The organism is Candidatus Vampirococcus lugosii, from assembly GCF_018420025.1.
Lineage (GTDB): Bacteria > Patescibacteriota > Gracilibacteria > Absconditabacterales > Absconditicoccaceae > Vampirococcus > Vampirococcus lugosii.
The window spans coordinates 1-14656 of the sequence record NZ_JAEDAM010000001.1; the positions used below are offsets into that span (position 1 = coordinate 1).

At 20.9% G+C, this 14656-nt stretch carries 14 protein-coding genes; 7 read left to right on the plus strand and 7 right to left on the minus strand.

The window, feature by feature from the left end; genetic code table 25:
* The coding region (locus tag VAMP_RS00005) for an AAA family ATPase (RefSeq protein ID WP_213347918.1) at window positions 1-946 on the minus strand (946 nt) is incomplete at its 3' end.
* A 173-nt stretch (window positions 947-1119) separates the two neighbouring features.
* Between VAMP_RS00005 and VAMP_RS00010 the strand changes: the two genes are divergently transcribed.
* The 7 genes from VAMP_RS00010 to VAMP_RS00040 all read left to right on the plus strand — a co-directional run bounded on the left by VAMP_RS00010 (window position 1120) and on the right by VAMP_RS00040 (window position 9814).
* On the plus strand, window positions 1120-2583 hold the full coding sequence (locus tag VAMP_RS00010) for a hypothetical protein (protein WP_213347920.1): 1464 nt from the start codon (window positions 1120-1122) through the stop codon (window positions 2581-2583).
* Between the two features lies 1 nt (window position 2584).
* On the plus strand, window positions 2585-4165 hold the full coding sequence (locus VAMP_RS06810; protein WP_213347922.1) for a GspE/PulE family protein: 1581 nt from the start codon (window positions 2585-2587) through the stop codon (window positions 4163-4165).
* A 153-nt stretch (window positions 4166-4318) separates the two neighbouring features.
* Window positions 4319-5962: a hypothetical protein gene (locus VAMP_RS00020; protein ID WP_213347924.1), complete on the plus strand. Its 1644-nt coding sequence runs from the start codon at window positions 4319-4321 to the stop codon at window positions 5960-5962.
* A gap of 219 nt (window positions 5963-6181) precedes the next feature.
* Window positions 6182-7834 (plus strand): AAA family ATPase, encoded by a 1653-nt coding sequence (locus tag VAMP_RS06815; RefSeq protein ID WP_213347926.1) that lies wholly within the window; start codon window positions 6182-6184, stop codon window positions 7832-7834.
* Between the two features lie 41 nt (window positions 7835-7875).
* On the plus strand, window positions 7876-8553 hold the full coding sequence (gene ung / locus VAMP_RS00030; RefSeq protein WP_213347928.1) for a uracil-DNA glycosylase: 678 nt from the start codon (window positions 7876-7878) through the stop codon (window positions 8551-8553).
* Window positions 8554-8576: 23 nt separating this feature from the next.
* Window positions 8577-9170, plus strand: a complete 594-nt coding sequence (locus VAMP_RS00035; protein WP_213347930.1) for an NUDIX hydrolase — start codon at window positions 8577-8579, stop codon at window positions 9168-9170.
* Between the two features lie 2 nt (window positions 9171-9172).
* A complete protein-coding gene (locus VAMP_RS00040) occupies window positions 9173-9814 on the plus strand; it encodes an amino acid kinase family protein (protein WP_213347932.1) in 642 nt (213 codons plus the stop codon).
* Here VAMP_RS00040 and VAMP_RS00045 read toward each other — a convergent pair.
* From VAMP_RS00045 to lysS, 6 genes are all read right to left on the minus strand, one after another.
* Window positions 9811-10239: a DUF3592 domain-containing protein gene (locus tag VAMP_RS00045; protein WP_213347934.1), complete on the minus strand. Its 429-nt coding sequence runs from the start codon at window positions 10237-10239 to the stop codon at window positions 9811-9813. The two genes, VAMP_RS00040 and VAMP_RS00045, sit on opposite strands and share 4 nt — an antisense overlap.
* Before the next feature lie 25 nt (window positions 10240-10264).
* Window positions 10265-10696 carry a divergent PAP2 family protein gene (locus VAMP_RS00050; RefSeq protein WP_213347936.1) on the minus strand — a complete coding sequence of 144 codons (432 nt, stop codon included), beginning with the start codon at window positions 10694-10696 and terminating at the stop codon, window positions 10265-10267.
* Window positions 10697-10767: 71 nt separating this feature from the next.
* Window positions 10768-11610, minus strand: a complete 843-nt coding sequence (locus VAMP_RS00055; protein ID WP_213347938.1) for a bifunctional 5,10-methylenetetrahydrofolate dehydrogenase/5,10-methenyltetrahydrofolate cyclohydrolase — start codon at window positions 11608-11610, stop codon at window positions 10768-10770.
* 29 nt (window positions 11611-11639) lie between these two features.
* Window positions 11640-12404, minus strand: coding sequence for a helicase-related protein (locus VAMP_RS00060; protein ID WP_213347940.1), 765 nt, complete (start codon window positions 12402-12404; stop codon window positions 11640-11642).
* Between the two features lie 11 nt (window positions 12405-12415).
* Window positions 12416-13009, minus strand: coding sequence for a 5' nucleotidase, NT5C type (locus VAMP_RS00065; protein ID WP_213347942.1), 594 nt, complete (start codon window positions 13007-13009; stop codon window positions 12416-12418).
* 20 nt (window positions 13010-13029) lie between these two features.
* The gene (gene lysS, locus VAMP_RS06820) at window positions 13030-14637 is read right to left on the minus strand and encodes a lysine--tRNA ligase (protein ID WP_213347944.1); all 1608 of its coding nucleotides are present in this window, start codon (window positions 14635-14637) and stop codon (window positions 13030-13032) included.
* Between the last annotated feature and the right edge of the window lie 19 nt (window positions 14638-14656).

The following is a 14656-nucleotide window of genomic DNA, read 5'->3' on the forward strand; positions in this document are numbered from 1 at the left end:
TTGTATTTATTCTCTCTACCAACTCTACTACATCTATATTTTTTTCTTTTATATAATCCACTATCGCACTCGGTATTCCCGTATCTGACCAGTAAAACTGAAAATTTCTTTTCAAAATTAAATTATTTATATTCCATGGATTAAATATTGTATCTTCCGAATTTCCAAAATTATATCAATTGTAATACAATTTTATTTTATCTTTTATTTCTTTTTCCTCTTTTCATTCTTGTTCAGCTATTTCTTTTATTTCTTCTTCAAAATTTTTTTCTATATCTTCCCAAGTATATCACATTATATCATAAACAAAAGGATCATAACTTATATCTTGCAAATTATTCAAACTTGAAAATATATTCATTTTTAATATTTTCGTCAAGCCTGTAAGAAAAAACATTTTTATATATTGATCTGCATCTTTAATTCATGAATAAAAAGCTCCAAAAAATTCTCTATAATATTCTGCTTTTTTTCTATCTTGTAAATGTGTTAATATTACTTTATCATATTCATCTATCAATACTACTACTTGTTTTCCTGTCTTTTCATATATTTCTTTTACCAAATATCATAAATCTATTTCATCTACAAAATCTTCTATTTTATATATTTTATCTTCTATATATATATTCAAATTATATTTTATAAATTTTTCTACATCTTTAAATTTATTATAACTTGCAAAACTTATATACACTACTGGATTTGTTTCTTCAAAATTTCGCTTATCATAAATATATGTATTTTTGAATAATTCTTTTTCTCACATATACAAATATTTTATCATTGATAATGTTAATGATTTCCCAAATCTTCTTGGTCTAGACAAAAAATAATAATTATTACTTATCAACAAATTATATATTATTTTAGTTTTGTCTATATAATAATAATTATCTGTTATTAATTTCTTAAAATCTTGTATTCATATTGCTATTTTTTTCATATCTTTATTTTTTTAATATTACTAAATCTTTTTCATTATATTTTTTTCTTTACCAAAATCAATATCTTTTCCTCGCCCGGGCGGGAATATATTAAAGAAATGTTTACTTGATTTAAACTATATTTTATATATAATATGTATTAAATTTTACTTTTTTATTTTATTTGCAATAAATGAATAATACATTAGATCATTATCCAGAACATTTTAATGAAATTAATTATGACAAACAATTAAATGAACAAATTGTTTCTATGCTTATATCAAATTTTGGTGATTGACAGTTTCAATATATTATTGATAAAATTTGAGCAAGTGTAATAGATTTTCATAATATTGATACATATACAAGTGATAATATAGCAGAATTTGTAAGATACATTGTTTGAGATGAAAATATAAATGAAAGTGATTGAAATTTTTTTATTAGTAAAGAATGATTTGATATAATATCTGAATTATTGGAAGATGCATCAAAATATTATAAAAATTTATTTCATAGAGATATACCAAAATCTTTTTGTCCAAATAAATCTTGATATAAATTTAATTGATTTGATGATTTTTTTTCTTTTGTAAAATGAAAAACTTCTTCAAATAATTTAAGAAATAATAAATTCAGACAAATTACTTGTAGTTTATTAAAAATTTCTGTTGTATTGAGTAATATTAGAAAAAGTGGTTTTTTGGAAATGGCAGAAAATGATTATAAACAAATATGTGATGAATATTTTGATGGGAATTGCGATGAATTTACAAAAATTAAAAAATCTGAAAATGATTATAGAACATTACCAAATAATACTTATGGATTATATCCAGTAGACTTTAATCTTATTTGAAGACCAAAATCTGAATCAAGTATATTATTAAAAATGTTATCACAATTTGAATATTGAGCAATAGAATCTATAAAAGATTTAGTTTGATTTAAAGCTGAAGTTTCTAATGAAAAAGAAGCAATTCATCTTATGGAACATATTTATTATCATTTTTTTTCTCAAGACAAACATATTTGAATAATTGCTAAAAATAAATGACTTTTTGATCATAAATATTTTTTGGAAAACAAATATTTGTTTTGACAAAAATTTATATCTACTATACAAAGAGATATAGTATGAAAAAAATCTGAAAAAAAACCAAAAACTTGAGATAATTACAAAGATGTAAAATTTACTTGACCAGTTAAAGTATGAGATAAAACAATAAATTCTGTAGAATTTCAAATAGTTTTGGTAAATAATAACAATGAATCTTGATATAATGCACATAGTATAATGCATTGAGCAAGAGTTTTGGAATCAATGATTAGATTACAATGATATATTACTATAGCATATATGAAAAGAATAATAAAAGAAATTTTGGAAAAAAATGAAGAAATATTACCATGATTAGAAATTGATGTTCGTATAGACAAGATATTTAATGAATTTATGAGAAATCGTTGATTTGCATATCTTTATCTTCCTAATTGAAAAAGAAAAAAACAAGAAAAATTTATAGTTTCCAAAAATGATTTTGTTAGATTATCCAAAAATTGATTTATACCTCCAGATAGTTTAATAGAAATAAATGATGATAGTTGATACAAAATATATAGTTATGATGATTTAGTTGAAAATAATAATTAAAATGAAAAACAATTTATCCAAGAAGATTTTAGATTTATCAGATGTAAAAAAAATAAATCCAGATAATGATAAATTAAAAATACTTTCATATTCTATTGCTGAAAAAGCACAAGCAATAATTTTTGATGGTGACTCAAAAAAATTACATATACTTACAACTAATAATTATCCATCTATTTTGACACAAATTTTAGATAAAATTGCTGTTAAATGATATAAATTTGAATTTTTTTATGTAGATGAAGTGTCTTTTGCTTTTGCTATGAATTGGTATGATAATTTGTATAAAGAAGAAAAAAAAGCAGAAGATTTATTAAAACAAAGAAAAACAGTTAGATGAAAATATGCGATAGATGTATTAAAAAAATTATATGAAGAAAAATCTAAATATTCTGAACAAGAATTTATTACTGAATTAATAAGACTTTCTTTTCAATCTAATGCATCAGATCTACATTTTCAACCAGAAGAAAGTGGTATAGTACTTCGTTTAAGAAGGGATTGAATTTTGAAAACTATATTAGTTTTTGAATATCAAGAATTCAAAAAATATTTGGTAAAACTTAAATTTATGGCTTGAGTTAGATTAAATATTTCCAAAACTCCTCAAGATTGAAGGTTTGATTTTGTAAGTTATAATAAAGATGAAACTACAAAAAAAATAGATGTCAGAGTAAGTTTTATGCCTTGACTTAGATGAGAAAGTATTGTTATGAGATTTTTGGATTCTACAAATTCTGTATTATGATTTTGAGATATTTGATTTATGTGAGAGACATTAAATGTTCTTAGTAGAAATTTAAAAAAAAAGCACTGAATGATATTAGTAACTTGACCTACTTGAAGTGGTAAAACTACAACATTATATTCAATGTTAAACTATTTAAATACTCCCAGTAAAAAAATAATAACTTTGGAAGATCCAGTAGAATATGAATTACCATGAATTCAACAAAGTCAAATATCTGCAAAAAATTGATATAATTATGAAGATTGACTTAAAGCTGTATTGAGACAAGATCCAGAAATAATAATGGTTTGAGAAATAAGAAATTTGGAAACGGCAGAAATAGCAATAAATGCAGCACTTACATGACATTTAGTAATATCTACTTTACATACAAATAGTGCAATAGAAACAATATCTAGATTATTAAGTATGTGAGTAAAACCTTATATGTTAGCTCCAGCATTAAATTTGGTAATATGACAAAGATTATTGAGAAAATTACATACTTGTAAAAATAATAGAAAAGCAAAATTAGCAGAAGAAGAAGATATAAAACAAAATTTAAAATCTATGAAAGATATTAATAAAAATATAAAAGAAACTTTTGATTGATATGTACCACTACCAAGTGGTTGTGAAAAATGTGGTTCTGATTGATTTATGTGAAGAATAGCAATAGTAGAAACTTTTGAATTAAATGATAACATAAAAAATACTATATTAAATGATAAACCAGATATATATATGTATTCTGAAGCAAGACAATCATGATTTTTGACTATGAAAGAAGATGCATATATAAAAATGTTAAATTGACTTACTACTTTGGATGAAATAAGAAGAGTAGTATAATTTTTTGAATTACTAAATAAACTATACAAAAAATATATTGAAAAATTAAAAAAATATTATATACTAATAAATAATCAAAAAAAATAAAAAAGTATTTTTTAAAAAATAAAATAATAATTAATGAAAAATATATTAAATTTTATAATTATATTTATGTTTATCACAGTAATTTGAATAATTAGTTTTATTGTTCTTTGATATTTTAAAGAACAAGAATCTATAGATGTAAACAAACAAAATTTAAATAATATTAATTTTATTAATTTTTATTTACAAAAAAATTATAATTGAAATTATCCAAAACCATATTGAGATGTTGTATTATTAGATTCAAATTTTAATAAAATACATTTGGAAGATTCAACAGTATCTTATGAAAATATTCCTGATTTATATGCTATTCAATGAACTACATGTAGTTTGGGTATAAATGATGAAGAATTTAATAAATATAACTATGATATTAGATATTCTGTTTGAGAAAACAAAAGATGTTATTCTTATTCAGTATTAAATGATAATAGCGAATATCAAATATGATATATACAAAATATAAATAATCAAAATATATGATATCTTACATGAAGTATAGATATTTCCAAATCTATAACAAAAAGTTATAATTCAAGTAAATTAGTAAAAAACTCTTCCACACAAACTTTACCATATATGCCATCATTTAATAATAAAATAATATTGGAAAAAATATCATGAAATGCCGATATTGAAGTAATTGAAACAAGTAAAGATTTAGGTAAAATTGATTTATGAAATTTGAATAATGATATTAATTTAAATGATGATGTTAATATACTTCCTCATTTAGATAATGTTGAACAAATAGATTTAAGTTTTGAATGAAAAGAATTTGTATACAAAATAATATATCCAAATTGAAATTTACAAATAATTAGTCCAAATAAGAATTCTATTGCATCATTATCTATTAAAGATTTTTACTATGATTGAGAAAAATCAAAATTTAAAATATTAGATAATGTTTGAAGAATAGCATATGATTTTGTAAAATTATGATGAGATTCTGATTATGAAATTAGTGATTCCAATAGTTGAGTTTTGGTTATAAGATGAACAAAATTTTCTCTTGATTCTGATTCTAAATCAAGTCTAACTCATTTATCCAAATGAAGTATTGAATATAATTTAAATTGAAAAAAATATTTAGTAAACTCTCTAGCAAATTTATTCTTTTTTGATCAAAATATGAATTTATTAAATATAAATGATTTATGAAAAGATTTATCTAATCTTTTATGATATTCAATTGCTGTTTCTTTATTGGATTATGAAATTGACCTAGAATATGTATCTAATCATTCTGCTTCACCTGAACTACCTACTATCATCACTGATAATTTAGAATTATCAAAAAATTTTGAATTGAATAATGATTATAATAAATATTGATTTTTTGTTTTTGATTGAAATTTAACTCAGTCTATTCAAAAAAATCTTGTAATATCTTGAAAATATTTAAATGATGAATTTGACAATATATGTAAATCTAATTGATTTAATTGACTTGCTAGTATAGATGATGCAAAAAATATATTAGATACTAAAGTTTTTTCTGATGATAAAATAACTTTTGAAATAAAAGAAATATTGAGTGATAAAATAAATAAAAATTATGATATAATATTTAATAAAGTTTGAAATAGTCCATCAAATACAAAAATAACTTATTTTAATAGTAGAACTTGATTTATTGATAATACTAATTATATAGATTCATCTTGAACTTGAAGAGATTGATCCGTTGTTTTTTGTAAGTAAATATAAAAATATTTTTTATAACTTATATAATTTTTTACAATATTATTAATATAGTAAAATAAATAACATATAAAAATTTTTAAATTTGATAAATAGCACTTTGGAAAAATATAAACAATCTTAAAAAATAAATTCTTCTTATTTTTTATTAAATAAATATTGACTTTAAGAATAATATTTATATATATAAACAATATTTTATATATAATAAAAAAGAATATGTTACAAATTACACACCAAATTGAAGATGAAAAAATAGAAGAAATTATACAAATAGAAGAATTATCAAAAGAAATTTATATGTTATTGAAATGAGATATTGAAAATATTGAATTAAATCCAAATGCTGAATCTGAATTCAAAAAAGAATTAAAAGAAAAATTTGAAGAAAAAATTATATGACAAGAAAAAGCAAAAAAAGCTTTGATAGAAGCTGTATTTAATAATATTGCACCTATTAGAAGTAAAAAATGACCATTATGAGTTTTCTTTTTTGCTTGACCTTCTTGAGTTGGTAAAACACAAATTACAAAAGTATTAGCTGATATTTTGTTATGATCAGAAGATTATATAACTAAAATAGATTGTGCAGAATTTTCCGAAGATCATACTGCTAGGAATTTATTTTGAGCACCAAAAAGTTATGTTTGATATTGAGAACCTACCCCACTAAATGATATAAATTTATTTAAATCATATCAAGAATCAAAAAAAAGAAATTTAATTCATAGACAAATCTCAAGATTAAATAGTTTTTCAATATTATTGTTTGATGAAATAGAAAAAGCACATCCAAATATTCATCAATCATTATTATGAGCAATGGCAGATGGTAAAATAAGATTTCCTAGTTGAAAAGAAAGTGATAACAAACTTAAATACAGTCAAGAAACTGATCTATCAAATACAATAATAATATTTACATCAAATGTTTGAAATAGAGAAGCAATCAAAAAATCTATCGGTTTTGTGCAAGAAAAAAATGATGAATGACAAAAAGCAGATTATAAAAACAGTTTTAATAAAGTTTTTTCACCAGAATTTATCGGTAGAGTTGATGAATTTATTACTTTTGAAAATTTGAATAAAGAAGATTTATTTGAAATTTTGAAAAAAGAAGTACTAGATATATCACGACATTTTTGAGTTCTTGAATGAAATTTTAAATTAAATATTAGTGATGAAGTTTTAAAAAAAATTGTTGATAGATCTTTTTCAAAAAAATATTGAGCTAGACCTGTTATTAATGATTTTACTAAAACTGTTGAAGCAGATATAAATAATATTATAAATTCTTGACAATTAGAAAGTTTGTTTGATATTAAATCATTTTCTTTTGTAATAAATGTTGATTTAGATCATAATTGAAATTTTAAATATACTTTATCAAAATATAATGAAATATCAGAAGAAAATGATATAAAAAATTCTTTGGATAAACTTAAAAAATATATAGAATACTCTTTCAAAGAAGATATTGATATTGATGATAAAATTAATAAAATTGAAGAAAAATTATTATCAAAATTTGATAAAAAAGAAATATCTATAATTAGAAATAAAATTTATTCAAATATGATTCTTGATTTTGATATGATACATGAATTTGATGATTATGAATGAATAAGTATATCAAATAAAGAAGAAAAAAATTTATTATGAAAATTTTGACGAAGAAATACAAAAACAATTGTAGATAGAAAATTAGAAATTTATAAATGAAAATTTAATTATAATAACGATAAATTTATAGAATATATTTGAGAAATTTTTGTTATGGTAGAAGAGTTAAATGGCGAAGTACTTAACCAAAAACAAATAAAAGAAATAATGAAAATGATTGATGCATACAAAAAATCAAGAAAAAAATAAATATAAATTTAATAATAAATTACTAAAAATTATTTTTTAAGATGAAAAAAATAAATCCTCAAATAGATATATCTTGGAAAAAATTATTAATGAATGAATTTGAAAAAGAATATTTTTTGAATTTAAAAGATTTTTTGTTGCAAGAAAAAAGCAAATATGAAATATATCCTCATTCTTCAAAAATTTTTTCTGCTTTTAATAATTGTAGTTTTGATAAAGTAAAAATTGTTATAATATGACAAGATCCATATCATTGAGTTTGACAAGCAAATTGAATGTGTTTTTCTGTAAATAAATGAATATCATTACCACCTTCATTAAAAAATATTTTTAAAGAAATAAATAATGATCTACAAGTCCAAATGTGAGACAATGGAGATCTAACAAATTGGGCAAAACAATGAGTTTTATTATTAAATTCAATTCTTACCGTAAGAAAATGACAAGCATCTTCTCACAAAAATAAATGATGGGAAAAATTTATTGATGAAGTAATAAATATTATATCAGATAAAAAAAATTGAATAATATTTTTGTTATGGGGAAATTTTGCACAAGAAAAAGAAAAATTGATTGATAAAGAAAAACATTATATACTTAAATCAGCTCATCCTAGTCCTTTTTCTGCACACAAATGATTTTTTGGAAATAAACATTTTTCAAAAGCAAATGAAATATTACAAAAACAATGAAAAGAAATAATAAACTGGAAAATTTAATTATTAATTAATTCTAAATTATAATGGATAAAAAAATATTTGAATGACTAAATTTATGAATAAATGAAATAAATTGAGTATGAGTTGTTGTAAAAAATTCTTCAAATGAAATATTAACAGTGTTTGAAAACAATCCAAATGAATCCACTTGGAAAAAACAATGACAAGAATCAATAGTATTTGGAAAAATAAATAAATGAGAACAATCAATAGATACTGCTCAAAGAGAAATTTATGAAGAAACTTGATTGGAAATTCCAAAACAAAATTTTGATTTTACAGGAAAAGTAAATATATATTATTCAAAATCACATTGAGTAGAAAAAATAAATCTAGATATTTTTGAAACAAATTTTGAATGAAATTTATCAAATATTACTAATAATGAAATTATATCATCAAGATTTGTAAATATTCAATCTCTAATAGAAAAATGGAAAAATGATAAAAGTTCTATAAGACCTATAACTTTTGAAGCAATATTTACAAATATTGTAAGTTGAACACAAAATTTTGCCGCTAAAACAATACAAAATTGAGAATATAATAAAGAATATATAAAAGAATTAAATAAAATAATAAAAAATATTGAAAAAATTTTAAAAACTAAAAAATAATTATGATAGTTTTGAAATTATGATGATCAGTTTTTGCTGACAAAAATAAAAAAGAATTTATAGATTTTAATCATTTAAAAAAATTTAAAAATATTATTGAAAATATAAATAAAAAAATAATTCTTGTCCATGGTACTGGTAATTGGGGACATTGATTTGTAAAAAATAATTGATTAAATATAAATAATTATAAAAAACTTGAAAATAAGTTAAAGATTTTTTTTAAAAAAATAGATAATATATTTAATAATTTTGAAAGATTATATTTTGATAGTATAGAAAAAATAAATCTAATACAAAATAATATTATTATATGATGATATATTAATAAAACGGAAATAATTAGTTCCGATAGAATAATTAGCGATATTATAAAAAATGAAAAAATTGAAAAATCTTTTATATTATCTGATATAGATTGAGTATTGGATACTAATGGTAAAATTATAGAATTTATAAACAAAAAAAATATAAAAAATATATCTTTTTGGGATAATGAAAATGATGCAACATGAAGTATGAAACAAAAAGTTTTGAACTTATTAAATACTTGATACAAAAGCTATATTCTAAATTGAAAAAATTTAGAAAATTTTGAAAACATATTAAATGGGAAAAAATGAATAAAAACCCAAATAAATTAATTTTGTGATTTATATGCCATAAAAAAATATATAATAAATAAATTAATTATTAGCAATAATAATCATATAAATAAAAATAATAAACCTAAATATTTATCACCAAAATTATTCATAATAACATTATCTGGTTGATTCGGATTACAATATAATTCAACAGTTTCATTTATATTAATTTTTTTTCAAGTTGTTCAAATTTTTGTAGTATAATTTAATTTTTTTCAAGAACATTCATATTGTATTGAAGGATAAAAACATTCTTTTCAATCAATATAACCAATTTCAAATCAAATAATCTTTCATTCAATAAGAACTTTATCTTTACTGAAAAACATTTTTATTGCAGGATAACCAAAAATAACTCCAAACATAATAAAAACTATACTCATAAAAAACAAAGTAAATATTAACATTTTATTATTACTCATTTCTTACAGATTTTCTATTAAAAAACTAAAATAAAACAAATATAACAAAGATACTAAATATAGCAATTAATATACCAAATAACACTTCCAAAGCTGAATGTCATATCAAATGATTTCGTTCTATTTTTTTATTTTCAACAATATCTTGAATAATAATATTAATTATATTTTGCTGTTGTGTAGCAAATACTTTATCTCATATTACATCCCTTACAACAATACTTGCAAATACAAATGTTATAATAGAAACTGTATTTACTCATTCTACGATAAAAACTCATATACTAAGTGAAACTACAGTTGATGTATGAGAACTTGGCATTCAAGCACCTCTAAATAAAGAACTTCGTTCAAATCTTTTAGTTTGCAAAACATCAAGCAAGGTTTTTATCAATTGTGCTAATACTGTAGAAAATACTGTTGCAATAAATATTTTATTATAAAATAATTCTAACATTTTTGATACTAAAACATATAAAAATTAAATAAAAAATATAATTTTATCAAAATACATTACCCTACTGTAATTTAATTATTATACAATTCTAATATATTTTCAAATAAACAAGCAATAGTTGTAGGTCATACTCATCAAGGAACTGGACTAATAGCTTTTACTTTATCTTTTACATCTTCAAAATTTATATCTCACATAATTTTATTTCATTTTTTGGAAAATCATACATCTATTAATATTTGTGATTTATCATTTTTTACAAAATTTGAATTTATCAATCAAGCAACTCAAGTTGCACATATTATATAATCAGATTGTTTACAAAAATATGCTAAATCTCTGGGGTCTATTTTTTTATTAAAAGAAAAAACTTCTGCTTCTTTTTTCATAAATTCTAATGCAAGAGGTTTACCAATCAAATTACTTTGTCATATTATAGAAATTTTTTTTCATTCAAAATCATCAAGTTTATAATATTTTAATATATTAATTATAGATTTTGGTGTAGCAGGTAAGAAATTAGTTTTTCAAACTAAATTAAGTCAAAAATTAATTCATCATAATCAGTCAATATCTTTTTTGCTAGATATTGATGAAAGTATATCAGCTTTGTAATGCTCTATAATATTATTTAATGGTAATTGAACTATTATTCAAACACAATTATTATCATTATTTAATTGATATATCAATGACAGTATTTCATCTATATTTTCACAATTTATATTTTCTTTTGAAAATATTTTCACACATATTCAAACATCATCTCAAAAATTTTTTTTATGATTTACATATGTTTGACTAGCTAAATCATCAGATAATAATAATATTCAAATATATATATTTTTTCATAAATTTGATTTAATAATTTTTTCTTTTATCAAATCAGATACTGGTTTTCAATACAAAATCATAATTTAATAATATATTACATATAAAATATTTAATCTCATTCTATTTCTTTTATTTGATCTCTAATAATAGCAGCAGATTCAAAATCCCGATTTGCAATAGCTTGATCAAGTTGAGATTTTAAATCTTTTAATATTATATCTTTTTCTTTTTTGGTCATTCTTTTTAATTTTTTCATCTTGGATTTGGCTCATATAGGAATATTTTGCAATTCATCATCACTTTTTACTACATTCAAATCTTTAATATTTGAAATAGCTTTCTGTGGAGTTATTCAATGTTTGAGATTATATTCTTGTTGTATTTGTCTTCTACGATAAGTTTCATAAAGTGATTTAGTTATAGAAGCTGTAAATTGTTCTGCATATAAACATACTTCAGAATTAGGATTTCTAGCTGCTCTTCAAATAATTTGTATCAAAGAAGTAGTAGATCTCAAAAATCATTCTTTATCAGCATCCAAAATTCATATAAAACTAACTTCAGGTAAATCTATTCATTCTCTCAAAAGATTAATTCAAATTAAGATATCTATTTGTCATGTTTTAAGTTTTTTTATAATATCCCAACGATCAATAGTATCTATTTCGCTATGAAGATAATAAGTTTTATATCATTTGGAAACAAAAAAATTTGTAATTTCTTCAGCTGATCTTTTGGTCAGAGTTAATATTAATACTCTACCATCTTTTGATATATGATAATCTATTTTGGAAAAAAGATGATCAATAAATTCAGGTTGCTTTTGTGCATTTTGAATATTTGAAACTTGTAAGAAATCTTTAAGATTTTCCATAAACAAAATTTTTAAATTAATTTTAAATTAAAATCATTCCAAGAATTTAAACGATGTATTTTTTTAATATTAATTTTTTCATTAATATTCCAATTTTTTGTTAATAAAAAAATTTTGATATTTGCATTTTCAACAATTTCTTTAGCATATTCAAAATTATCTTCAAACATAAAATCAGTTCATATTCTTTTACAAACTTCAGATTTAGGTTTTGAATTTTTAGTAAAATGATTTGTAAAATGTACATCATCTATTAATCAAGGAAAATTTTTTTCTATCCATTTGTAAGTAGAATTTTTTAAACTTTCTTGTCTAGCTGTAATAACATGTAATTTATAATTATTATTTTTTAAATAAACAAGTTTTTCATAAGATCAATCTACAGGTTTAATATTATAAGAATTTTCATGTTGCAAAAAATTATGAAAAAAATCAACAATTTCTTGATTTAAATCTTTAAATTTTTCCATATCAGATATTTTATAAGATGTAATTTCTTCTTTGTAAAGAGTTCTTCAAGCAATTTTGAATCAATTATGTTCCAATGCAGATTGTACAGTTTCAGCCAAAACTTCATCCATATCTATTCAAACTATTTTTTTCATAAAAAAACATTATTTTAATATTAAATTAATTCATTTTCTTGATCAATATCAATATCATTTTTTAATGGTTTCATCAATGGAAACAAAACTATATCTCTTAAATTTTCTTGTTCACTAAGAATAGTTAATATTCTCTCTATTCACATACCAAATCAAGATTGAGGTGGCATAGCATATTCCATAGCCAAAACAAAATCATCATCTCAACTTGTTGCTTCTTCATCACCTTGTTTTATAGCTTCTTTTTGAGAATCAAAATTAGCTTTTTGTATTTCAGGATCTACCAATTCACTATATGCCTTTACAATTTCCCAGCCATTAACTACAAGTTGAAATTGTTCTACAATATTGGAATTTTTATCACTTTGTCTAGCAAGTGGTTGCATAGTTTTGGGATAATTATAAACAAAAGCAGGTCATACTATATTTGGTCTCAAAACTTTTTTGTAAAGATAATCTATCAAAGTAGGAACTGCCATTTTATCCATTCCAACAAATTCTACTCATACTCATTTTATATCAGAAATAAGTTTTTTTTCATCTCAAAGATTATATTTAGTTACATCTATTCAACAAGAATTTTTTACTCAATCAATATAATCAATTTTTTCCCATTTATTAGAAAAATCAATTTCTTTAATTTCTCAATTTTTATTTTTTACTTTTATTTGTTTTTTTAATTCTGGTATATTATCAAATAAATAATTAAACATTTTCTCTGTAAAATCCATATTATTTTCAAAATTCCAATAAACTGCATAATGTTCTACCATAGTAAATTCTTGAAGATGAGATGGATCAGATCATTCATTTCTAAAATCTCTTGCTATTTCAAAAACTTTTTCAAATCTTCATACTGTACTTTTTTTTAAATTTGTTTCAGGAGATATTCTAAGAAAAAAATCATGATCAAAATCATTATGATAAGTTACAAAAGGTTTAGCCGCTGCTCAACTTGCTGCACTACCAAGCACAGGAGTTTCTATTTCAATAAAATTATTTTCATGATAAAAATCTCTCAAAACTTTCAAAAATTTACTTCTAAGTAAAAATCTATTATAAGTTTCTTCATTACTTATTAAATCCAAATATCTTTGTCTATAAGAAAGTTCTTTATCTTTTATTCAATGCCATTTTTCAGGAAGAGGTCTTATAGCTTTTGATAAAATTTGAAAATTATCAACAAATATTGTCAACTCTCAATGTTTTGTAAAAAATAAATCTCATTCAATTCATAAATAATCTCATACATCAATAAATTTTTCTATTATTTTGTATGCAATTTTTTTCTCTCACTGTATATCTATAGAATCTAAAAAATTTTGTCAATCATTCAATTTTATTTTATCTTTAACAAAACATATTTGAATAAATCAAGTATTATCTTGTATTTTAGCAAAAGCAAGTTTTCAATGACTATGAAAAGAAATAATTCTACCTGCTGTTTTAAAATCTCAACTTGCTCAATCTTTCATTAAATATGATGCATCTTTTATTTTATCTTTATTTTTAAGTATTTCAGATATATCATATTTTTTATCAAATTTGTTAGCATAAACAATTAGTCAAGCATCTTTTAGTTTTTTTATTTTTTGTATTCTATCCAAAGATTCATTAGTATAATTCATCAAAAAAATATTAATTAAT